General features: G+C 73.6%; 23 protein-coding genes and 1 pseudogene. 13 read left to right on the forward strand and 11 right to left on the reverse strand.

Annotated features, from left to right (window positions below):
• Window positions 1–12 precede the first annotated feature (12 nt).
• Window positions 13–1,506, reverse strand: a complete 1,494-nt coding sequence (locus KPL59_RS18800; protein ID WP_226361546.1) for an NAD(P)/FAD-dependent oxidoreductase — start codon at window positions 1,504–1,506, stop codon at window positions 13–15.
• Window positions 1,507–1,768: 262 nt separating this feature from the next.
• Between KPL59_RS18800 and KPL59_RS18805 the strand changes: the two are divergent.
• From KPL59_RS18805 to KPL59_RS18815, 3 genes and pseudogenes are all read left to right on the forward strand, one after another.
• Window positions 1,769–2,541, forward strand: a pseudogene (locus KPL59_RS18805) (SDR family NAD(P)-dependent oxidoreductase).
• Entirely contained in the window at window positions 2,538–3,098 is a 561-nt protein-coding gene (pyrE, locus tag KPL59_RS18810) for an orotate phosphoribosyltransferase (RefSeq protein WP_020625733.1), read from the forward strand. The pseudogene KPL59_RS18805 and the gene pyrE overlap by 4 nt, the downstream one beginning before the upstream one ends.
• Window positions 3,095–3,742 carry an RNA methyltransferase gene (locus KPL59_RS18815; RefSeq protein WP_226361547.1) on the forward strand — a complete coding sequence of 216 codons (648 nt, stop codon included), beginning with the start codon at window positions 3,095–3,097 and terminating at the stop codon, window positions 3,740–3,742. Before pyrE ends, KPL59_RS18815 begins: the two co-directional genes overlap by 4 nt.
• Before the next feature lie 47 nt (window positions 3,743–3,789).
• Here KPL59_RS18815 and KPL59_RS37015 read toward each other — a convergent pair whose 3' ends face one another.
• The 3 genes from KPL59_RS37015 to KPL59_RS18830 all read right to left on the reverse strand — a co-directional run bounded on the left by KPL59_RS37015 (window position 3,790) and on the right by KPL59_RS18830 (window position 5,912).
• Window positions 3,790–4,812 (reverse strand): VTT domain-containing protein, encoded by a 1,023-nt coding sequence (locus KPL59_RS37015; RefSeq protein WP_308187912.1) that lies wholly within the window; start codon window positions 4,810–4,812, stop codon window positions 3,790–3,792.
• A gap of 69 nt (window positions 4,813–4,881) precedes the next feature.
• Window positions 4,882–5,226: a hypothetical protein gene (locus KPL59_RS18825; RefSeq protein ID WP_226351172.1), complete on the reverse strand. Its 345-nt coding sequence runs from the start codon at window positions 5,224–5,226 to the stop codon at window positions 4,882–4,884.
• Complete coding sequence (locus tag KPL59_RS18830; protein ID WP_226351188.1) at window positions 5,223–5,912, reverse strand: RNA polymerase sigma factor; 690 nt, start codon at window positions 5,910–5,912, stop codon at window positions 5,223–5,225. The genes KPL59_RS18825 and KPL59_RS18830 overlap by 4 nt, the downstream gene beginning before the upstream one ends.
• A gap of 224 nt (window positions 5,913–6,136) precedes the next feature.
• On the opposite strand from KPL59_RS18830, the gene fbaA reads away from it, so the two are divergent.
• From fbaA to KPL59_RS18865, 7 genes are all read left to right on the forward strand, one after another.
• A complete protein-coding gene (fbaA, locus tag KPL59_RS18835) occupies window positions 6,137–7,165 on the forward strand; it encodes a class II fructose-bisphosphate aldolase (RefSeq protein ID WP_075309450.1) in 1,029 nt (342 codons plus the stop codon).
• Between the two features lie 71 nt (window positions 7,166–7,236).
• A complete protein-coding gene (locus tag KPL59_RS18840; RefSeq protein ID WP_020623386.1) occupies window positions 7,237–7,650 on the forward strand; it encodes a DUF3151 domain-containing protein in 414 nt (137 codons plus the stop codon).
• 5 nt (window positions 7,651–7,655) lie between these two features.
• Window positions 7,656–8,795, forward strand: coding sequence for an aromatic acid exporter family protein (locus tag KPL59_RS18845; RefSeq protein WP_226361548.1), 1,140 nt, complete (start codon window positions 7,656–7,658; stop codon window positions 8,793–8,795).
• Between the two features lie 120 nt (window positions 8,796–8,915).
• Complete coding sequence (locus KPL59_RS18850; protein WP_226351174.1) at window positions 8,916–9,593, forward strand: 1-acyl-sn-glycerol-3-phosphate acyltransferase; 678 nt, start codon at window positions 8,916–8,918, stop codon at window positions 9,591–9,593.
• Between the two features lie 74 nt (window positions 9,594–9,667).
• Window positions 9,668–10,195: a DUF3558 family protein gene (locus KPL59_RS18855; protein ID WP_226361549.1), complete on the forward strand. Its 528-nt coding sequence runs from the start codon at window positions 9,668–9,670 to the stop codon at window positions 10,193–10,195.
• Window positions 10,196–10,315: 120 nt separating this feature from the next.
• Window positions 10,316–10,645, forward strand: coding sequence for a PE domain-containing protein (locus KPL59_RS18860; protein ID WP_226361550.1), 330 nt, complete (start codon window positions 10,316–10,318; stop codon window positions 10,643–10,645).
• A 10-nt stretch (window positions 10,646–10,655) separates the two neighbouring features.
• Window positions 10,656–12,074 (forward strand): WXG100 family type VII secretion target, encoded by a 1,419-nt coding sequence (locus KPL59_RS18865; RefSeq protein WP_226361551.1) that lies wholly within the window; start codon window positions 10,656–10,658, stop codon window positions 12,072–12,074.
• Here KPL59_RS18865 and KPL59_RS18870 read toward each other — a convergent pair whose 3' ends face one another.
• On the reverse strand, window positions 12,075–12,641 hold the full coding sequence (locus tag KPL59_RS18870; RefSeq protein WP_226361552.1) for a hypothetical protein: 567 nt from the start codon (window positions 12,639–12,641) through the stop codon (window positions 12,075–12,077). It lies immediately after the preceding gene.
• Window positions 12,642–12,860: 219 nt separating this feature from the next.
• On the opposite strand from KPL59_RS18870, the gene KPL59_RS18875 reads away from it, so the two are divergent.
• Complete coding sequence (locus KPL59_RS18875; RefSeq protein ID WP_075309460.1) at window positions 12,861–14,135, forward strand: adenylosuccinate synthase; 1,275 nt, start codon at window positions 12,861–12,863, stop codon at window positions 14,133–14,135.
• A 98-nt stretch (window positions 14,136–14,233) separates the two neighbouring features.
• On the opposite strand, the gene KPL59_RS18880 is transcribed toward KPL59_RS18875, so the two are convergent.
• From KPL59_RS18880 to nth, 6 genes are all read right to left on the reverse strand, one after another.
• Window positions 14,234–15,196, reverse strand: a complete 963-nt coding sequence (locus tag KPL59_RS18880) for an MFS transporter (protein WP_308187913.1) — start codon at window positions 15,194–15,196, stop codon at window positions 14,234–14,236.
• Complete coding sequence (locus tag KPL59_RS37020; RefSeq protein WP_308187914.1) at window positions 15,196–15,438, reverse strand: hypothetical protein; 243 nt, start codon at window positions 15,436–15,438, stop codon at window positions 15,196–15,198. The genes KPL59_RS18880 and KPL59_RS37020 overlap by 1 nt, the downstream gene beginning before the upstream one ends.
• 71 nt (window positions 15,439–15,509) lie before the next feature.
• Window positions 15,510–16,709 (reverse strand): MarP family serine protease, encoded by a 1,200-nt coding sequence (locus KPL59_RS18885; RefSeq protein ID WP_075312640.1) that lies wholly within the window; start codon window positions 16,707–16,709, stop codon window positions 15,510–15,512.
• Between the two features lie 2 nt (window positions 16,710–16,711).
• Window positions 16,712–17,458 (reverse strand): CoA pyrophosphatase, encoded by a 747-nt coding sequence (locus tag KPL59_RS18890; RefSeq protein WP_020628215.1) that lies wholly within the window; start codon window positions 17,456–17,458, stop codon window positions 16,712–16,714.
• On the reverse strand, window positions 17,455–18,126 hold the full coding sequence (locus KPL59_RS18895) for a TlpA disulfide reductase family protein (RefSeq protein WP_226361553.1): 672 nt from the start codon (window positions 18,124–18,126) through the stop codon (window positions 17,455–17,457). Before KPL59_RS18895 ends, KPL59_RS18890 begins: the two co-directional genes overlap by 4 nt.
• Complete coding sequence (gene nth / locus KPL59_RS18900) at window positions 18,123–18,854, reverse strand: endonuclease III (RefSeq protein ID WP_226362104.1); 732 nt, start codon at window positions 18,852–18,854, stop codon at window positions 18,123–18,125. Before nth ends, KPL59_RS18895 begins: the two co-directional genes overlap by 4 nt.
• Before the next feature lie 352 nt (window positions 18,855–19,206).
• Between nth and KPL59_RS18905 the strand changes: the two genes are divergently transcribed.
• On the forward strand, window positions 19,207–19,455 hold the full coding sequence (locus KPL59_RS18905; protein ID WP_043282623.1) for a hypothetical protein: 249 nt from the start codon (window positions 19,207–19,209) through the stop codon (window positions 19,453–19,455).
• 163 nt (window positions 19,456–19,618) lie between these two features.
• Window positions 19,619–20,293 (forward strand): Crp/Fnr family transcriptional regulator, encoded by a 675-nt coding sequence (locus KPL59_RS18910; protein ID WP_020628211.1) that lies wholly within the window; start codon window positions 19,619–19,621, stop codon window positions 20,291–20,293.
• Window positions 20,294–20,311 lie beyond the last annotated feature (18 nt).

The raw sequence follows: 20,311 nt of genomic DNA on the forward strand, positions 1-20,311 counted from the left end.
CCGATCCTACGGTCAGGCCGTCGCGGCGAGCCGGACCGGGCGCAACGGGTGCAGCGGGCGCCCGGCACCGGTCCGGCCCCGCTCGACGTCGAACGGCGACAGTCGGAACCGGCGGGTCCGCAGCTGGTACTCCGCGGTGTTGGCGGGCCACATCACGACGTTGACGCCCTCGTCGTTCTGGTAGTAGCTCGCGCAGCCGCCGGTCTCGTACACGGTGCGGGCCGACCGGCGCCGGATCCGCCGCGTCCAGCGCTCCTCGACGGCGGGCTTCACGTCGAGCGCGCGGATGCCCTCGGCCGCCATCCGGCACACGGCGTCGGCGACGTAGCGGGCTTGGGCCTCGGAGAACAGCAGTGTCGAGCTGGCCCCGCTGGTCGCGTTCGGACCCTGCATCAGGAACAGGTTCGGGAAACCGGGGTAGCTCATCCCCAGGTAGGCGCGCGGGTAGGAACCCCAGTGGTCGTGCAGCGAGCGGCCGTGCGCGTCGTGGATGCGGCGCGCGATCGGGGCGGTCGCGCCGACCTCGAACCCGGTGGTCAGCACGATCGCGTCGACCTCGGCGCGGCTGCCGTCGCCGGAGACGACGGTCCGCCCCTCGACCCGGGTGAGTCCTCCGGTGTGCAGCGTCGTGTTCGGCGCGCTCATCGCGGGCAGGTAGTCGTTCGAGACCAGCGGCCGCTTGCAGGCGTAGTCGAAGTCGGGGGTCAGCCGGGCACGCAGCTGCGGGTCGGGCGTCTGGGCGGCGAGGTGCCGGCGGCCGACCCGGGTGAGGGCCTCGCGCAGCAGCCGCGACCGGCGGGTGGCGGCGAGCAGCTCGGCGCCGACGTACATGACGTCGAACTGCATCCGGCACAGCAGCGGGTTCGCCGCCAGCGTGCGACGGGTGCGCTCGCCGACGGGCCGTTCGGGCTTGGGGAGGATCCAGGCCGGGGTGCGCTGCAGGACGTGCAGCTCGGCGACGCGCGGCTGCAGCTCGGGGACGAGCTGGACCGCCGTCGCCCCCGTCCCGACGACCGCGACGCGCGAGTCGGTCAGGTCCGCGTCGTGGTCCCAGCGGGCCGAGTGGAACACCGGTCCGGGGAAGTCCGCGAGGCCCTCGACGTCGGGCAGCTTCGGGTCCGCGACCAGCCCCGCCGCGCTGACCAGCACGTCAGCGGTGAACTCGCCGGACGGGGTCGCGATCCGCCAGCGGGCGTCCGCGGGGTCCCAGCGCGCGGAGAGCACGTCGGCGTCGAAGCGGACGTGGTCGAGCAGACCGGTCGAGCGGGCCAGGCGCCGTGCGTAGTCCTGCACCTCGTGACCGGGCGCGTAGAGCTCGCTCCAGCCCGGGTTGGTCATGGCCCGCAGCTGGTACAGCGGCGACGGCGTGTCGACGCCGACCCCGGGATAGGTGTTGTCGCGCCACACGCCGCCGACGTCGTCGGCCCGCTCCAGCAGGATGAAGTCGTGCACACCCCGCCGTAGCAGGGCCAGGCCCACGGCGAGTCCGGTGAACCCGGCCCCCACGACCGCGACCCTCGAATGACGGGGTGACGGGCCGTGCGGCCCGTCGGAGGAGCCGGGGGGGAGCGGCGGGATCGACCGGCCGCTGGATCGGCAGCGCCTCGGACGTCATGGCCTCGACGGTAAAGGCTTCGTGGTGCACCGGCACGCGAGAGCGGCCGGTCTCACGCAGGTCGCCGGACACCCGTGTCGTGCGGGTCACACCGGGCCCGTCGGCCACCGTCGCGCCTGCGCCGGTCGGGTGCGGACGCACTAGGCTCTCCGCGTGCCCTCCGTCATGATCACGGGCGCGTCGTCGGGGATCGGTGCCGCGTTCGCCGATCGGCTCGCCGCCGACGGCCGCGACCTCGTGCTCGTGGCGCGCGACGCCGACCGCCTCCAGGCCGCCGCGCAGCGCTACCGCGACCTCGGCGTGGTCGTCGAGCTGCTGCCGGCCGACCTGTCGGAACCGGACCAGCGGGCCCGCGTCGTGCGCCGCCTCGCCGATCCCGACCTCGCCCCGGTCGACCTGCTCGTCAACAACGCCGGGCTCGCGCTGGGCTCGTCGTTCCTGGACAACGACGCCGCCGACCTGGCCCGGCAGCTGCAGGTCAACGTGGCCGCCGTGCTGGAGCTGACCCGGGCCGTGCTGCCCGGAATGGTCGACCGCGGCACCGGCGCGGTGCTGAACGTCGCCAGCGTCGCGGGCTTCCTGGCCGGGCGCGGCTCCACCTACGCGGCCGACAAGGCGTGGGTCATCTCCTTCACCGAGGGCGTCGCCGCGTCGCTGCAGGGCACCGGGGTGCGCGCGATGGTGCTGTGCCCCGGCTACGTGCGCACCGAGTTCCACGAGCGCGCGGGCATCGACGTCGGCGCCGCCGCGGCCCGCTGTGGCTAGAGGCCTCCCAGGTCGTCGACGAGGCGCTCGCCGACCTCGGCCGGGGGCGGGTCGTCTCGGTGCCCTCCCGGCAGTACAAGGCGATCGTGGGGGCGACCGGGGTGCTGCCCCGGGGCCTGCTGCGACGCATCACGGCGACGTTCGACAGGGATCGCACATGAGCTCCGCACACACCGATCGTTCCCGGCTGGCCGCGCTGGTCCGGGAGATCGCCGTCGTCCACGAGCGGGTCACGCTCTCCTCCGGCGCGGAGGCCGACTACTACATCGACCTGCGCCGCGTCACGCTGCACCACGAGGCGGCCCCGCTGATCGGGCGGCTGCTGCGCGAGCTCACCGCGGACTGGACCTACCGGTCGGTGGGTGGGCTGACACTCGGCGCGGACCCGGTCGCGACGGCGGTGCTGCACGCGGCGGCGGCCGAGCCGGACACCGACCCGGTCGACGCGTTCGTCGTCCGCAAGGAGACCAAGAAGCACGGGATGCAGCGGCTCATCGAGGGCCCGGACATCGCCGGTCTCCCGGTGCTGGTCGTCGAGGACACCTCCACCACCGGCGGCTCGGTCCTGACCGCGGTCCGGTCGGTGCTGGCGGCCGGCGCCGACGTCGTCGGCGTGTGCACGGTCGTCGACCGCGACACCGGCGCCCGGGAGGCGGTCGAGGCGGAGGGCGTGCCGTACCGCGCGCTGCTGGGGCTGGCGGACCTGCAGCTGGGATGAGCGAGCCAGGGCCCAGCGAGTGGTCGGTCCCCGGCCAGGTCGGTGTAGGCCCGTGGGCCGGGCCGTGGCCCGACGGCGACCACTGGGACCCGGAGCTGCTGGAGCAGGGGGACCGGCGCAACGTCGTCGACCGCTACCGCTACTGGCGTCGTGAGGCGGTCGCGGCGGACCTGGCGCGCCGGGCGCACCCGTTCCACGTGGCGATCGAGAACCTCGGCCACGACCACAACATCGGCACGGTGGTGCGCACGGCGAACGCCTTCGGCGTCGCCGGCGTGCACATCGTCGGACGACGGCGGTGGAACCGTCGCGGCGCGATGGTCACCGACCGCTACCTGCGGCTGCACTACCACGCCGACGCCGGCGGGCTCGTCGCGTTCGCCAGGGAGCACGGTCTGGCCGTGGTCGCGGTGGACAACGTCGCGGGGGCGGCCCGGCTGGAGCGGACGTCGCTGCCGCGGGACTGCGTGCTGGTGTTCGGCGCCGAGGGCCCGGGACTCTCCCCGGAGCTGTGCGACGCCGCGGACCTGGTCGTGTCGATCGCCCAGTTCGGCTCGACGCGCTCGGTCAACGCCGGCGTGGCGTCCGGCATCGTGATGCACAGCTGGATCCGCGAGCACGCGGACCTGTCCGACGCCTGGTGATCAGCACGTTTCCGCCCCGCCGGGGGCGGAAACGTGCCGGTCGACGCTCAGCCGCCCGCGCGGGGTGGCATCGCGGGGCGGCCGGTGGTGTGGCGGTACGGCGGCTCGGTGCCGTCCTGGGGACGGGGCCCGGCGCCGGGCCGGGGCGCGGGCCCGCCGTGCTGCGGGGCGCGACCGCTCTGCGAGGCGTGACCACTCTGCGGGGCGTGACCACTCTGCGGTGCGCGACCGGGCCGCGGTGCGTACGGGGCCTGACCGTCCCGGGGCTGCCCGTGCTGCGGTGCCGGGCCGTTCCCGACGGCGGGCATCTGCATGGTGACCGCGGCCGGGTCGTCGTCGGCGCTGTGGCCGGTGACGGTGGCGGCGGCAGCACCGGCCGCGGCGCCCGCGACGCCGTCGACCGGGCCGGCGGGACCCCCGCGCTTCGACGCGGCCCGCGCCCGCAGCACCTCGAACACGATCGGCAGCACCGAGACCAGCACGATCGCGACCAGGATCAGGTCGATGTGCTCACGGACGAAGGTGAACTGGCCGAGGAAGTAGCCCAGCACCGTCACGCCCGCCGCCCAGGCGACGCCGCCGATCAGCGAGTACGTCAGGTACCGCTTCGGGTCCATCCGCGCGACGCCCGCGCTGACGGTGATGAAGGTCCGCACGATCGGCACGAACCGACCCAGGACGATGGCCCGGTTGCCGTACTTCTCGAAGAACTCGTGGGTCTTCTCGACGTGCTTGGGGTTGAACAGCTTCGACTTGGGCTTGTCGAAGATCGCCGGGCCGGCGCGGTAGCCGATCCCGTAGCCGACGGCGTTGCCGGCGAAAGCCGAGACCACCAGCACCAGGCTGACCAGCCACAGCGGGACGTCGATCGCGCCCTGCGCCACGAACAGGCCCGCGGTGAACAGCAGCGAGTCGCCCGGGAGGAAGAACCCGAGCAGGAGCCCGCACTCCGCGAAGATGATCGCGGCGACGCCCACCAGGGCCCACGGGCCCAGGGACTCGATGATCACCGCCGGGTCGAGCCAGTCGGGACCGAGGGCGAGCGTCTGCGTCGCGGCGAGAACCGTCACGTCGAGAAACGGTACCGGCCGGGTGACGGGGGCCGACGTCGCCGTCGCTGTGGAGGTGCTGTGAGCGGTTCAGCCGAGGGCGGGCAGCGCACCCGGCAGGAGCACCGAGACCAGCGCGAGACCCCCGCCGAGCAGGGCACCGAGGAGCAGCGCGATCACAGCGGCCCAGACGATCTGGCCGGTCGCCGAACGGGCGGGCGCCGGCGCCGGGGTCTGCTGCGGCCGGCGCTGCGGGGGCGGCGCGGGACGCGGGACCGGCGGCGGGATCCGGCCGGGAACGCGCGGTGGCACGGGGGCCGGGCCCGCCGCGGGACGCCGCGGCATCGGGCGCCCGCGGGCCTGGGCCTGGAGCGCCTCGCCGATCCGGCGGGCGGCGTCGTCGCGGCCGGGCTGCGGCGGCTGGGGGCCGGTCATCGCAGCTCTCCCGGACGCCGGACGGCCTCGGTCCCGGCGCGCTCGGCCATGATCCGGGCGACGGCGTCGAGCGCGCGGCTGGCGGTGGACTTCACCGTGCCGCGGCTCATCCCGGCGGCCTCGGAGATCTCGGACTCGGTCAGCCCGCCGTAGTAGCGCAGGACGAGGACCTCGCGCTGGCGCGGCGGGAGCTGGGCCAGCGCGTCGACGACCGACTGGTGCTCGGCCGACAGCATGGCCAGCGACTCCGCCGAGCGGGCGTTCGCCGCGTGCGGGGGCACGTACTCGCGCGCCGTGCGACGGCGCCGCAGCACCGAGCGCGACCCGTTCACCACGGCCGCGCGCAGGTAGGCGACGGCAGCGGTCTCGTCCCGCAGCCCGGACCAGTGCCGGTGCAGGCCGGTGAACGCCTCCTGCACCACGTCCTCCGCGGTGGCCGGGATGTCCACCAGCAGCATCGCGAGGCGCATGAGCCGCAGCCGGTGGTCGCGGTAGAGGTCGGCCAGGGTCAGCGGCGTGTCCGGCCCCTGCCGGGCTCCGGATCCACCCGGCCCGTCGACCGGGTCGGGCGCCGTGCCCGGGGCGAACTGATGCGGCCCGGTGCCCTCGGGCGCCGGTCGGCTGTCGATGGCGCGCAACCGGCCCAGCGTCCGGTCGACGGCGTTCTCGGCGCGCTCCTCCTCCACGACCACCACCCTAGCGACCACCACCGACAGCCTTCGCAGCATTACCCGGTGCAGCAGTCTCACGCAGCAGTGTCACCCGTTGCGGCGGTCGGCGACGTCGTCCGCGGTGAGACCAGGCCCATCACCGACGATGGCTCCCCCTTCGCCGTGGGTACGTGATACTCACCCGGAGACAAGGAGCGCTGCGCGGAGCAGCGACCGCCGACGACGAGGAGGCAGGCCCCGTGCCCATCGCCACGCCCGAGATCTACAACCAGATGCTGGACAACGCCAAGAGCGGCGAGTTCGCCTACCCGGCGATCAACGTGACCAGCACCGAGACCCTCAACGCGGCGCTGCGCGGGTTCGCGGAGGCGGGCTCCGACGGCATCGTGCAGGTCTCGACCGGTGGTGCGGAGTTCCTGTCCGGCACCCGGGTGAAGGACATGGTCACCGGTTCGGTCGGGCTCGCCGAGTTCGCGCACGTCGTCGCGGACAAGTACCCGGTCAACATCGCGCTGCACACCGACCACTGCCCCAAGGACAAGCTGGACTCGTTCGTGCGTCCGCTGATCGCGATCAGCCAGGAGCGCGTGGACAAGGGGCAGAACCCGCTGTTCCAGTCGCACATGTGGGACGGCTCCGCGGTCGAGCTCGAGGAGAACCTGAAGATCGCGGCCGAGCTCCTGGAGCAGGCGGCCAAGGCGAAGATCATCCTCGAGGTCGAGATCGGCGTCGTCGGCGGTGAGGAGGACGGCGTCGCGAACGACATCAACGACAAGCTCTACACCGCCCCCGGCGACTACGAGCGCACCGTCGACGTCCTCGGTGCCGGCGACAAGGGCCGCTACCTGCTGGCCGCGACCTTCGGCAACGTGCACGGCGTCTACAAGCCGGGCAACGTGAAGCTCCGCCCGGAGATCCTCAAGCAGGGCCAGGAGGTGGCCGTGCAGAAGCTGGGCCTCGACGCCGGCGCCAAGCCGTTCGACCTGGTCTTCCACGGCGGCTCCGGCTCGCTGCTCGAGGAGATCCACGAGGCGCTGACCTACGGCGTCGTGAAGATGAACGTCGACACCGACACCCAGTACGCCTTCACTCGGCCGATCGTGTCGCACATGTTCGAGAACTACGACGGCGTGCTCAAGATCGACGGCGAGGTCGGCAACAAGAAGGTCTACGACCCGCGGTCGTACCTGAAGAAGGCCGAGGTCGGGATGAGCGAGCGCGTCATCGAGGCCTGCGAGTCGCTGAAGTCGGCGGGCAAGGCCCTCTGAGCCCTGGTCCGGATCCTCATCGCGTGCCCACCGGTTGGCGACGACCGGTGGGCACGCGCCAGGATGGCGCCATGAGTCTGCACGGCAACCTGCTCGAGCCCGACGACACGCGTCTCCCGGTCGACCCCGCGGCGGCGGACCTGGCGGCGGGCAAGGACCCGTCGGAGGTGGCGGCGGGGTCGCCGTCGTCGTCGATCGCCTGGGCGGTGCTCGCCGAGCGCGCCCTCGACGCCGGCGAGACCGTGGCCGCGTACGCCTACGCCCGCACCGGTTACCACCGTGGCCTGGACCAGCTGCGCCGCAACGGCTGGAAGGGCTTCGGCCCGGTCCCGTGGTCGCACGAGCCGAACCAGGGCTTCCTGCGGTCCTGCGGGGCGCTGCTGCGCGCCGCCACGGCGATCGGGGAGGCCCCCGAGGTCGAGCGGCTGCGCACGCTGATCTCCGACTCGGACCCGGAGGCGCTCGCCGCCCTCGGCGTGTCCTGACGCCCGTGGCCGCGTGGGATCGGGTCCGCTCACGTGGCCGGGCCGGCGCCCGGCGCGTCCGCACGTCGTGGCTGCCGATCCTGCAGTGCTCCATGGCCGCCGGGCTCGCCCTCTGGGTGGCCGGTGACCTGGTCGGTCACACGCGGCCGTTCTTCGCGCCGATCGCGGCCGTGCTCAGCCTGGGCATGTCGCTCAACTCGCGGCTGCGCCGCACCGCCGAGCTCGTCGTCGGGGTGAGCATCGGGGTGCTGGTCGGTGACCTGCTGATCGCGCGGATCGGCAGCGGCCTCTGGCAGCTGGTGCTCGTCGTCGCGCTCGCGCTGGTCGTCGCGGTCTTCACCGACGGCGGCACATTGTTCGTCAACCAGGCCGCGGTCTCCGCGGTGCTGGTGACGACGCTACTCCCGCCCACCGAGACCGGCGGGATCGACCGCTGCATCGACGCACTGATCGGTGGGCTCGCCGGGATCCTGGTGGCCGCGGTCATCCCCGCGCACCCGGTCCGGATCGTGCGCCGGGTCGCCCGCCGGGTGCTCGACGACCTCGTCACCGTGCTCACCGAGACCGCGACGGCGCTGCGCGAGGGCGACCGGGAGAACGCGTCGCGGGCGCTGGCCCGGGCCCGCGACACCCAGGCCGTCATCGACGAGCTGCGCACCGCCGTCAGCTCCGCGGGCGAGGTCGTGACGGTCTCGCCGATGCACCGGCCGCGCCGGGCCATGCTGCGCCGCTACCGGACCCTCGCCGAACGGGCCGACTACGCCCACCGCAACGCCCGGGTGCTCGCCCGGCGCGCGATGACCGCGATCGAGGACGGCGAACCGGTCCCGCCCGGTCTGCCGGACGCCATCACCGAGCTGGCCGCCGCCGTCGAGGCGCTGATCGGGGAGCTCGGGCAGGACGGCGACCGGGAGAAGGCCCGCGGCCCGATCCTGGAGGCCGTGCAGCACGCGCCGGTCCTCGCCGACCCGGGTGCGGTCGTCGTGCGGCCGGCGGAGGGTCAGACGGCGCCCGCGGGGTCGGCGGCGGTGCTCGTCGCGCAGGTCCGTTCGATCGCGATCGATCTGCTGCAGGCGACCGGGCTGACCCGCAGCGAGGCGTTGCGGGCCCTGCGGGCCCAGTTCGCCGATCCTGACGTGGACTGAACGGGCTGCGGGGCTTCCGTCACCGGTCGGTCACGGAGCAGAATCGGGCGTCGTTCGGCGCCGGGACGTCGGGTCCCCCTGCACGGAGTTGTGGACGTCGCTCATCGATCGGGGTTCACGGTGCAGCTGTTCATCCGCTACGTCCTCGCGCCACTCGTCCGGCTCGTGTGGCGGCCCCGCGTGCGCGGGGCGGACCGCATCCCGGCCACCGGGCCGGTGATCCTCGCGGCGAACCACCGCGCGGCCGTCGACACGGCGTTCATCCCGCTCGTCGCCCCGCGCAAGGTCGCCTTCCTCGGCAAGGCCGAGTACTTCACCGGTCGTGGCCTGCGCGGACGCCTGATGGCGGCGTTCCTGGGAGCGCTCGGCTACATCCCGGTCGACCGGGCCAACGCCCGTGCCGGCCTCGCCGCACTCGCGGCCGGACGCGAGGTCCTGGAGCGCGGCGGTGCGTTCGGCATCTACCCGGAGGGCACCCGCTCCCTTGACGGCAAGCTGCACCGCGGGCACACCGGCGTCGCGTCGCTCGCCCTGTCTACGGGAGCCGTCGTCGTGCCCGTCGGCCTGATCGGGACCGAGCGCGTGCAGCCGATCGGACGGCTGTTCCCGCGCCTGGCCCGCGTCGAGATCCGCTTCGGGCGGCCGTTGGAGTTCAGCCGCTACGACGGGCTGGAGGGCGCGCCGGCGATCCGGCGCGCGGTCACCGACGAGATCATGGACGCCATCGCGGACCTCTCGGAGCAGACCTATGTGGACAGCTACCACCGGCGTCCGGACGACTCGGCGGCCGCGGCCTGACCGGAACGGGCCCGGGGACGACGGCGGCGGGCTAGCCTGCTGCGGTCCTGTTCCTGTCCGGGGGAGCGTCGCTGGTGGTCCGACTCGTTCTCGTCCTGCTGGTGGTGTGCGGGGTGGTCGTGGGGTGTGGGAGTGCGGAGCCGGAGGGGCCGTTCCCGAAGAGGCCGGCGGAGATCGATGTGGCGAACGTCGACCCCTGTGTGGCGATGACCCCCGAGCTTCGACAACGCTTCGGTGTCGAGGGCGATGAGCCCTCGGTTGTTGCCCTCGCGGACGGTCCGAGTCGTGTGTGCGGGTGGGGCAACAACGACTCCGTCGACAACTACTCTGTGCAGACTATCCAGACGCCCGCCACTAAAGTCGCGACGGCGCGAGGTGCCACGGTCACAGTCATCGACGGATACGGAGCCGTCCGGATGGTCGAGAGTGAGGACACGGCGCCGCTATGCACCTTGTATCTCGACGCGGCCGACAACGCCAGCGTTCGGGTCCAGATTCAGGATTTCGGGTATGACGAGCTGACACGTGGATCGTCGGATGACGTATGCCGGCGAGCCGAGATGCTCGCGCAGAGCTACCTGAAGGCCGCTCGTTCTCGATGACGGCGTTCGCGCCTGCGAACCTACTTGACCAATTCGGCGTCGTGGCCTGCCAGCCGACATAGCCTCGACAGCATGCGGACCTCCGCCCATGAGCCTCGGAACTCAGCCAGCGATTCACTGATGCTCCAGGTCGATGTAGAGAACGTCATGGCTGTGTACCAGCGGCTGGACGAGCAGGTTCGAGCGCTGAGGACGAAGCGACACGATGTGTTGAACCTGAAGAATGTTCCTCCCTGCGCGGAGGACCCCGTCTCCCTCGACGCGGTGACTGTCTTCCAACCGAAGATCGACTCTATTACGAAGATCCACGCGGAGTACGTCACCGAGATTGCGGAGGCCCGTGACCGGTTGAAGAGGGCCGCCCAGGAGTACGGCCTGATCGAGGACGAGAACACGGCGACCCTGAAATCCACCGCTCCCCCGTACAACGGCCCGCTGCTCGAGCGTTAGGGACCCGACCGTGCCTCTCCCCCGCTGCTACAACTACGAAGCCTTCGACATCGCCACGAAGTCGGCATGGATCCTCGGCAAACCGGGCGCCGAGGCGACCCGGCAGACAGCGGACAGCCTGCGTTCCCTCGTCGACGACATGGCGGCGACCAAGCAGACCCTCGACCGCGGCATGGCCGACCTCGGCATCTCGTGGCAGGGCCCCGCCGCCCAGGCGGCCCAGGAATCCCTGGACCGCACCGCGACCGGCGTCGACGGCACCGCGACCGTCGCCCAGAACGGCGCCGACCGCATGCTCGACCACGGCAGCGCGTTCGAGCGCATGCGCGGTCAGGTCCGGTTCATGGACCCGGCCGAGTTCTCGTGGATCCAGCGCGCGGGCGACAACATCAGCGAGGCCTGGCAGTCCCTCCAGGGCCGGGGCACCGACCACGTCACCATCGCCGAGCACAACCAGATCAACGACGAGATCGCGAACCGCGCGCTCCAGCAGTACGAGTCCGAGACCTCGGCCATCGACGACCGCTTCACCACCGAGGCCGCCGTCGCGCCCCCGGCCGGGTCGACCCCGGGTGCGACGTCCGGGGGCGGCGGAGCGTCGGGGCCGCACCCCGGCGTCTCCGTCGGCGCGAACGTCCCCGTCGCTGCGGGCAGCGGCTCCGCCGCCGTGCCGGGACCGGCCGGGATCGGGCTTCCCCCGGGCGGTTCGGCGCCCCCCGGCCCGCCGGTCGGCGGGGCAGGCGGAGCCCTCGGGGGCGGGCCGGGTGGCAGTCTCGGACCGGCTGCCGGACCCGCGGCCGGACCCGGTGGCGGGCCCTCGCCCGTCGTCCCGCTGCCGAACGGACCGGCGCCGGGCACCGGTGGAGGGGGTGTCCCGGCCCCGGGTTTCCGCACCCCGCCCGCATCGGACCGCACGCGGATCCCGACCCGGGCCCCGATGCTGGACGCCGCCCGTACCCGCGAGGACCTGGCACGCCGGTTCGGCGACCAGGCCCGGCGGCAGCAGCTCGTCCGGCCCGTCACGGAGCCCCGACCCGGCGGGACCGGCTCCTACGGCGGCGGCACCGGATCGGGCCGCGGCGGCTACGGCTCCCCGTTCGGCGATTCCCGCGGCGCCGCGCGGCTGCCGGGGGCGTCGGCCGAGCCGCAATCTCCGGGGAGCCGTGTGGGGCCCGGGACGGCGTGGGGCACCGAGCCCCGTACCACCGGCCCGCGGAGCGGCGGTGCGACCGAACAGTGGACCGGCACCCGGGCGGCGGAGGCACGGGGTGGCGCCGCCGGCTACGGCCCGATGACCGGTGGCGTCCCGGGAGGTCGTGCGGGCGGGCAGGACCACCGCAACCGCTACGTCGTCCCCACCGACGAGGTGTTCGACGTCGGTGTCACCGCGACCGACGCCGTCCTCGCCCCCGAGGACCCCGGCCGCTGATCAGCCCGGCAGCACCGGTCGCCACGGCTCGGTGTGCTTGTACCAGGCCCAGCGCTTGATCTCCCGCGGGTGCGGGACGCCGTCCCGGACGGGCGTCGCACCCGTCGTCCCGATCTGGATCGCCCGCCCGGTCGCTCCGGTCACCCCACGCCCCGCACGCACCTGGACTCCCTCCGGCCCTGCGTCGACGACGAGCCTCTTCACGCGGCCGTGCAGCACCCGCGTCGCATCGCAGTAGGCCTCGCCGTAGAGGTCGGGGATCTCCCCGCGGCCGGCGAGGACGCCGCCGTTGTCGTCGCGCACCAGCGGCATCTCGCGGGCGGCGCCGGACCGGGCCAGGGCGACGGCGTCGTCGAACCGGGTCGGGAGTCCCCAGTTCGCGGCGGCGCGGGACCGGCGCGACACCGGCAGGTAGGCGACCTCGGTGTCGAGGGCGTCGCGCCGCAGCAACCGGACCAGGACGGCGGCGAGGTCGGCGTCGTCACCGTGCACGATGAGCCGCCGCGCCGGGAGGAGGGCGTCGACCTCCGCTTTCCCGGGGCGCGGACCCACGGTGACCGAACGCACCGCGGGATCGGACACCAGCGCCGACGGTGGGCGTTCCCGCCGCGCGCCGGGCCGGATACCGTGGAAGGGAAGACGGTGACGCCGCTGCGGCAGGCAGTCGAGGAGCACCGCTTCGGGATCGGTCGGAACCACTGATCGAGTACCCTCCTCGCCGCGGAAACCGGAAATCACGCCCGGGTCCGCGACCGTGACGAGCGTGTGTGAACTGGAGTCTCTTACATGCCCGCAATCGTGTTGATCGGCGCCCAGTGGGGCGACGAGGGCAAGGGCAAGGCGACGGACCTGCTGGGCGGACAGTTCGGCTGGGTCGTCCGCTACCAGGGCGGCAACAACGCCGGCCACACCGTCGTCACGCCGGACGGTCGCGACTTCGCGCTGAAGCTCATCCCGTCCGGGATCCTGTCCCCGGGCGTGAAGAACGTGATCGGCAACGGGGTCGTCGTGAACCCCGAGGCGCTGATCGAGGAGAAGGCGGGCCTGGAGCGGCGCGGCGTCGACACCTCCGGCCTGCTGATCTCGGCCGACTCGCACCTGATCATGCCGTACCACGTGGCGATCGACCGCGTCACCGAGCGCTACCTGGGCAAGGCCAAGATCGGCACCACCGGTCGCGGCATCGGCCCGGCGTACCAGGACAAGGTCGCCCGGGTCGGCGTCCGCGCCGCGGACCTGCTGGACGAGAAGATCCTGCACCAGAAGGTCGAGGCCGCGCTCGAGCTGAAGAACCAGATCCTGGTCAAGGTCTACAACCGGCGCGCGCTGGACTTCAACGAGGTCGTCGACACCGTCCTGGAGCAGTCGAAGGAGTTCGCCGACAAGATCGTCGACACCCGGCTGCTCCTGAACGAGGCCCTGGAGCGCGGCGAGACACTGCTGCTGGAGGGGTCGCAGGGCACCCTGCTCGACGTCGACCACGGCACCTACCCCTTCGTGACCAGCTCGAACCCGACCGCGGGCGGCGCGTCGGTCGGGTCCGGCATCGGCCCGAACAAGATCACCCGCGTGATCGGGATCCTGAAGGCCTACACCACCCGCGTCGGCTCCGGCCCGTTCCCGACCGAGCTGCACGACGAGATGGGCGAGTTCCTCCGCAAGACCGGCGGCGAGGTCGGTGTGAACACCGGCCGTGCGCGGCGCTGCGGCTGGTTCGACGCCGTCATCGGGCGCTACGCGGTGCGGGTCAACGGCATCACCGACCTCTTCCTCACCAAGCTGGACGTGCTGTCCGGGCTGGAGTCGGTGCCGATCTGCGTCGGCTACGAGGTCGACGGCCACCGCGTCGACGAGATGCCGATGACCCAGACCGGCTTCCACCACGCCGTCCCGGTCTACGAGGAGATGCCCGGCTGGGTCGAGGACCTGTCCGCCGCCCGCACCTGGGAGGACCTGCCGGCCACCGCCCAGGCCTACGTGGCGCGGATCGAGGAGCTCACCGGCGCGCCGGTGTCCGCGATCGGCGTCGGCCCCGGGCGGGACCAGACGATCACCCGCTGAGCCGGCACACCGGCCGTCCGGGCCCCATGGGGTCCGGGCTGCCGCTGCCGTCCCGCGTTTCCCCCCGGCCGTGTCCGCCGGGCCGGGGACGGTTTCGCCTACACGCCGTCGCCCTGACGCCGTCGCTCCTCGCGGACCGGGGTGACCAGCACCGCGGCCAGCGGCGCGACCGCGGCGATCGCGAAGGCCGCCGCGTAGCCGGTCGTGCCGACCAGCAGCCCCAGGGCCGCCGGCACGACCGAGGCGACGGCGTTCTGCCCGGTGTTCTGCACACCCAGAGCACGCCCGGACCAGGCCGGGCCGGCGATCTCGGCGGTGCTGGTGAACGCCAGGCCGTTCGGGGCGACGGTGACGACCGCCCCGACGGCCAGCATCGTCACCGCCAGCCACCCGGCGACGGCGTCGCCGAGGGCGAACAGCAGCAGCACCAGGGTCGCGGCCACCGCGACCTGGCGCATCGGGCGCAGCCGCGACCCGACCCGGTCCGACCAGACCCCGGTCGCGATCCGCCCGGCCGCGCCGGCGACCTGGCCGCACGCGACGAAGGCGCCCGCCGCGGCGACGTGCCAGCCCTGCTCCCGGACCAGGTACTCGGTGCCGAACGCCGACACCGCGAACTGCGAGACGACCAGCAGCGCGCTGGCGCCGTGCACCCGCCACAGCACGGACGTCCGGTACGGGGAACGCTCCGGCTCCGCACCGGCAGGCCGCTGCGGTCGGGGCGGATCCGGGGCCAGCGTCAGCACCAGCACCGCCGCGACCAGGCACAGCACCGCGGGCAGCGCCAGCGCCCGGAACGGCCCGACGGCCGCGCCGAGCGTCGGCAGGGTCAGGCCGGCCAGCGCGCCCCCCAGCGGCTGCGAGGTCTGCCGGATGCCCATCGCGGTCCCGCGCTCGTGGACGGCGAACCACCCCATCACCATCCGGCCGCTGGCGGCGAACACCGACGCGGCCCCCGCCCCGCCGAGCCCGAGCAGCACCAGCAGCGCCGGGCCCGGCCCGAGCGGGAGCAGTGCGGCCGCCCCGACGGCCAGCGCGCACAGCACGAGCCCGATCGTCATCACGCCGCGTTCACCGGACCGGTCCGCGGCCGCCCCCACAGGACGAGGGTGCACAGCAGGCCCACCGTCGGGGCCCCGACGTAGGCACCGGCCTGCGCCAGCGTCAGCCCGGCCGAGTCGCGCAGCAGCGGCACCACGAACGGCAGCCCGTAGACGAACGAGCAGGCCGCCGTCTGCGCGAACACCCCCACCGCGAGCACCAGCCAGCGACGCCGGGTGCGGGTCACGTCGACGGAGGTCATGTACCCACGCTAAGCATCCGTCCCACGATCCGGCCATTCCCTCCCGGATCGTGGAACGACGTGGGGTGGGGTCAGGAGGCGCAGTTCCCGGTGTCGGCGGGGGACGATGCGCCGCTCGCCGCCACGTTCAACGCCTGCCCGACCTGCTCGGCGGTCAGTACGAAACCGGTCTCGGTGTCGTCCAGTGCGGCGCCGAACACGACGCCGACCACCCGCCCGTCGGGTGTGATCATCGGACCGCCGGAGTTCCCGGAGCGCACCACCGCGCGGACGGTGTAGACGTCGCGCAGCACGCTGCCCTGCTCGTAGATGTCCGGTCCGCGGAGCCGGATCCGCTCGCGGATCTTGCCGGGGGTGACCGTGTACGGGCCGTCCAGCGGGTAGCCCAGGATGATCACGTCGTCGCCGACGGCGGCCGGGTCCGGGCTGAACTGCAGCGGCTGCTCGTCGAGGTCGGGCACGTCGAGCACGGCCACGTCGACCTCGGGGTCGTAGTAGACGACCTGGGCGTCGAGCTGGCGGGTCCGTCCGCTGGACGTCGTCACCTCGACGGTGGTGCTGGAGGTCCCGGCGACGACGTGCGCGTTGGTCATCACCCGCTGCGGGGCGACGACGAACCCGGTCCCCTCCAGCGCGCGACGGCAGGACGGGGCGCGCCCGCGCACCTTCAGCACCCGGTCGCGGACCTCGGTGACCACCGGCGACTGCGCGAGCGCGGAGTCCGGCGGGCCGACCGCGGCGACCGGTGTCCGCGAGAACGGGCTGACGACGTCGGGGAAGCCGGAGTCGTCGAGGAGCTGGCGCAGCTCGGCGGGGAGCTTGCGTGCCGCGTCCGGCATCACGTCGTCCACCCCGGCGAGCACCCGCGAGTCGCGCAGGCCGCTGGTCAGGGTGGAGAAGCTCGTCGAGGACAGCGGCAGCGCGATCAGCCAGGCCGCCACCACCACCGCGACCGCCTGCACGCCGGCGCCCAGCGTGGAGTCGACCTTCAGGGTGCCCTCGCCGCGGATCCGGTCGCGGATGAACCGTCCGAGATAGACGCCCGTCGCCTCACCGAGCGCGACGAGCAGCACCACCACACCGATCCCGAGCAGCACCTTCCCCTGCTGGGACTCCACCTGCCCGGCCAGCAACGGGGCGAGCCGCAGCCCCAGCACCGCGCCGGTCAGCACGCCGGCGAACGACAGCAGCGCCACCGCGACCCCGTGCCGCCAGCCGGACGCCGCGGCCAGCAGAGCGAGGATCACGACGACGACGTCGACCCAGCTGATGCTCACCGGTCCACCACGCCGTGGTCGTCCACCCGGACTCCTTCCGGTTCGTGCCGCCGGGCCCGGGCCCAGGCGTCGTCGAGATCGAGGACCCGGCCGGCGTCCCACGGACGCTCCCAACCGGACCGCTGCAGCAGCGCGGACAGCAGGCCCGCGGTGAAACCCCAGACCATCAGGCCCGCGGCGTCGAAGGCGGGGCCGGTGTGCCCCCTGGGGCCGCGCACGGTGAACCGGTTCGCCGGGTCGGTCAGGACCGCCACCGGGACCCGGACGACCCGGGCGACCTCGGCGGCGTCGACCACCCGCACCGGCGACGGCGACGCCCAGTGCGCCAGCACCGGGGTCACCAGGAAGCCGGTGGGCGGGATGAACAGGTCGGGCAGGACGGCCAGCGGCACGACCCCCGACGGGTCCAGCCCGGTCTCCTCCCGGGCCTCCCGCAGGGCGGCGTGCACCGGGCCGGTGTCGGTCGGGTCGAGCCTGCCGCCGGGGAAGGCGACCTGCCCGGCGTGCGAGCGCAGCGTCGCCGCGCGCTCGGTGAGCAGCACGTCCGGTCCCCCGGACTCCGCGTCGGTGAACAGCATCAGCACCGAGGCCCGGCGCGGTTCGCCGCTGTCGGGCGGTAGGCGTCGCCACCCGAACCAGGCCGGGTCCAGGCCCAGCGCCCCGTCGACGAGCGGGCGCAGCGACGCCGGCGTCGCCGCGGGGTCGGGCTCGGGCACCCGCGGAATGTCCGCGTGCGCGGTCACCGGAACCGCTCCACGGCGGCCGCGACGTCGTCGGCGGTCCGGAACGGGACGGGCGGGTCCACCATCGCGACGCCGCCGTCGGCGCGGGTCACGTAGCTGACCGGCAGCAGCGGCGGGGTGTCCAGCGCGCGGCGCACGGCCCGCTGCGGGTCGGTCACGGCCGGCAGGGTGACCCCCAGCTGCGCGGACAGGGTCAGCGCGGCCACCGGGTCGTCCTGCACGTCGACGGTGAGCACCGGCAGTGCGCCGGGCCGCTGCGCGTAGGCCTGCAGTGCGGGCAGCTCCTCGCGGCACGGCACGCACCACGACGCCCAGAAGTTGACCAGCGTCGGACGCCCGGCCAGGGCGGCGCCCAGGTCGGTGCGGCCGTCGGCGCCCAGGCACGGCACGGTGATCCCGGCGAGCGGACCGGCCGGTGTCGCGCCGGACGGGACCGGGCAGGGGGCCAGCCGGGCCGAGGAACGCGCGGCGGCCAGCGCCTGCGGGTCCGCGGCGGCGAGGTCGGTCTCGGGCCGGTCGGCCGGGGCCGCGCTCGCCGCGGGATCGCTGCCGGCGCCCCCGCCCGTGGTGGATCCCGAGGGCCACAGCGCCCAGACCGCGATCGCCACCAGGACGACGACGACCACGGTCGACACGATCTCGGAGCGGGAGGCGCCTGTCCTGGTCACCGGCCGTCCCCGGAGGGCCCCGCGATCCCCGCGAGTGCGAGCAGATGGTCCCGTTCCGGCCCCTTGACCAGCGCCGCGGCCTCGCCCGGATCGGTGGGGCCGAGGCCGAAGGCGGGGCAGTCCGCCGCGAGCGTGCAGGCGCCGCAGGCCGGTTTGCGTGAGTGGCAGACCCGGCGCCCGTGGAAGATCACGTGGTGGGACACGATCGTCCAGTCCCGGCGCGGGACGAGCTCGCCGATCGCGTGCTCGACCTTGACCGGGTCCTCCTCGGTCGTCCAGCCCCAGCGGCGCACCAGGCGTCCGAAGTGGGTGTCGACGGTGATCCCGGGGACGCCGAACGCGTTGCCGAGGATGACGTTCGCGGTCTTGCGCCCGATGCCCGGCAGCTTCACCAGCTCGTCCAGCGTCGACGGCAGCTCCCCGCCGTGCCGCTCGACGACGGCGGCCCCGAGCCCGATCAGTGACGTCGCCTTGTTCCGGTAGAAGCCGGTGGAGCGGATCAGCTCCTCGAGCTCGGTCCGGTCGGCGCCGGCGTAGTCCGCGGCGGTGGGGTACCGGGCGAACAGTGCCGGGGTGACCTGGTTGACCCGCTCGTCGGTGCACTGCGCGGACAGGATCGTCGCGACGGCGAGATCGAGCGGGGTGGTGAAGTCCAGCTCGCAGTGCGCGTGCGGGTAGGCCTCGGCCAACGCCCGCAGGATGCGGTTGACCCGGCGTGCTCGCCCGATCGGGCTCTCCCCGGCCGCGACGCGCGCGGCCAGACCGGCTGCGGCGCGGGGGGTGGGCCGCGACGCCCGCGACGTCCGTCCGGCGGAGGTGCTCACGTGACCGAGCGTACGGGTGGGCACCGACAGTCGTGTCACGGTGTCGCGCCGTGCACCGCTCGTCGCCGCGCGCGGTCCGGTTCGCGTCGGAGCGTGGTCGACCGTCCGGCGCGGCGACGCGTCCGACGAGCGGCGCCCGCCCCCGGTCGGGTGTGCGCCGAACGGGCTACGAGGTCACGAACGCGTCACGAAGCCTCCGACGCGACCACCCCCGACCGGCCGGGCTCCGAACCCGTACGAGAGGATCGGAGTCGCCATGACTGCCTGGTTGAGCGTTCTCGTCCCGCTGCTCGTGATGTTCTTCGCGCTCGGCATGGAGCGCGTGGAGTCCCGCATGCGGGAGTCCACCGTGCGCCAGGACGAGCTGGACGAGATGCTCGAACAGCCCCGGCCGGACGAGGTCCGTGCCCTGTTCCGGTCCGGCACGGGCCGCGCGCTGGAGCTGTTCCGGCTGCGCAACCGGCGCCGTCGGGGGGCTCGTCGGAGCCAGGTCCCGTCGGCCTGACAAGATCGGGTGCAGGAGGCGCTACAGCGCCCCGCGACGAATCGGACCCGATCGGATGTCAATCCGATCGGGCCAGTGGTGCGCACGTGTGTGGCGAAGACCTCTACACTGACGCGCCGACGACCCGCCGTGACGACACGGCCGGTGAACGAGGAGCATTGCAGTGGACGAGGTTCTGATCCGGGCAGGGATCTTCCAAGGTGTGGAGCCCCAGGCCGCCGAGGCGCTGGCGGAAGCTCTGGAGACTGCCGAGTTCTCCCGCGGGCAGGTCATCTTCTCCGAGGGAGAGCCCGGTGACCGCCTCTACATCGTGTCGGGTGGGAAGGTGAAGCTCGGCCGGAAGTCCCCCGACGGCCGGGAGAACCTGCTCATGGTGGCCGGTCCGTCGGACATGTTCGGCGAGCTGTCGATCTTCGACCCGGGCCCGCGCACGTCGTCGGCGACCGCGGTCACCGAGGTGCGCTGCTACACCATGGACCGCAGCGCGCTGCGCGAGTGGATCGGCAAGCGGCCGGAGATCGCCGAGCAGCTGCTGCGCGTGCTGGCCCGCCGCCTGCGCCGCACCAACAACATGCTCGCCGACCTGATCTTCACCGACGTGCCGGGCCGGGTGGCGAAGTCGCTGCTGCAGCTCGCGCGCCAGTTCGGCTCCCAGGAGTCGGGTCTGCTGCGGGTCACCCACGACCTTACGCAGGAGGAGATCGCCCAGCTCGTCGGCGCCTCCCGCGAGACCGTGAACAAGGCGCTCGCCGACTTCGCGCACCGCGGCTGGCTGCGGCTGGAGGGCAAGAGCGTGCTGATCCTGGAGCCGGAGCGGCTCGCGCGACGCGCTCGCTGAATTCTCTGGTACGGACGT

This window comes from Pseudonocardia sp. ICBG1142, assembly GCF_020496255.1.
Taxonomy (GTDB): Bacteria; Actinomycetota; Actinomycetes; order Mycobacteriales; family Pseudonocardiaceae; genus Pseudonocardia.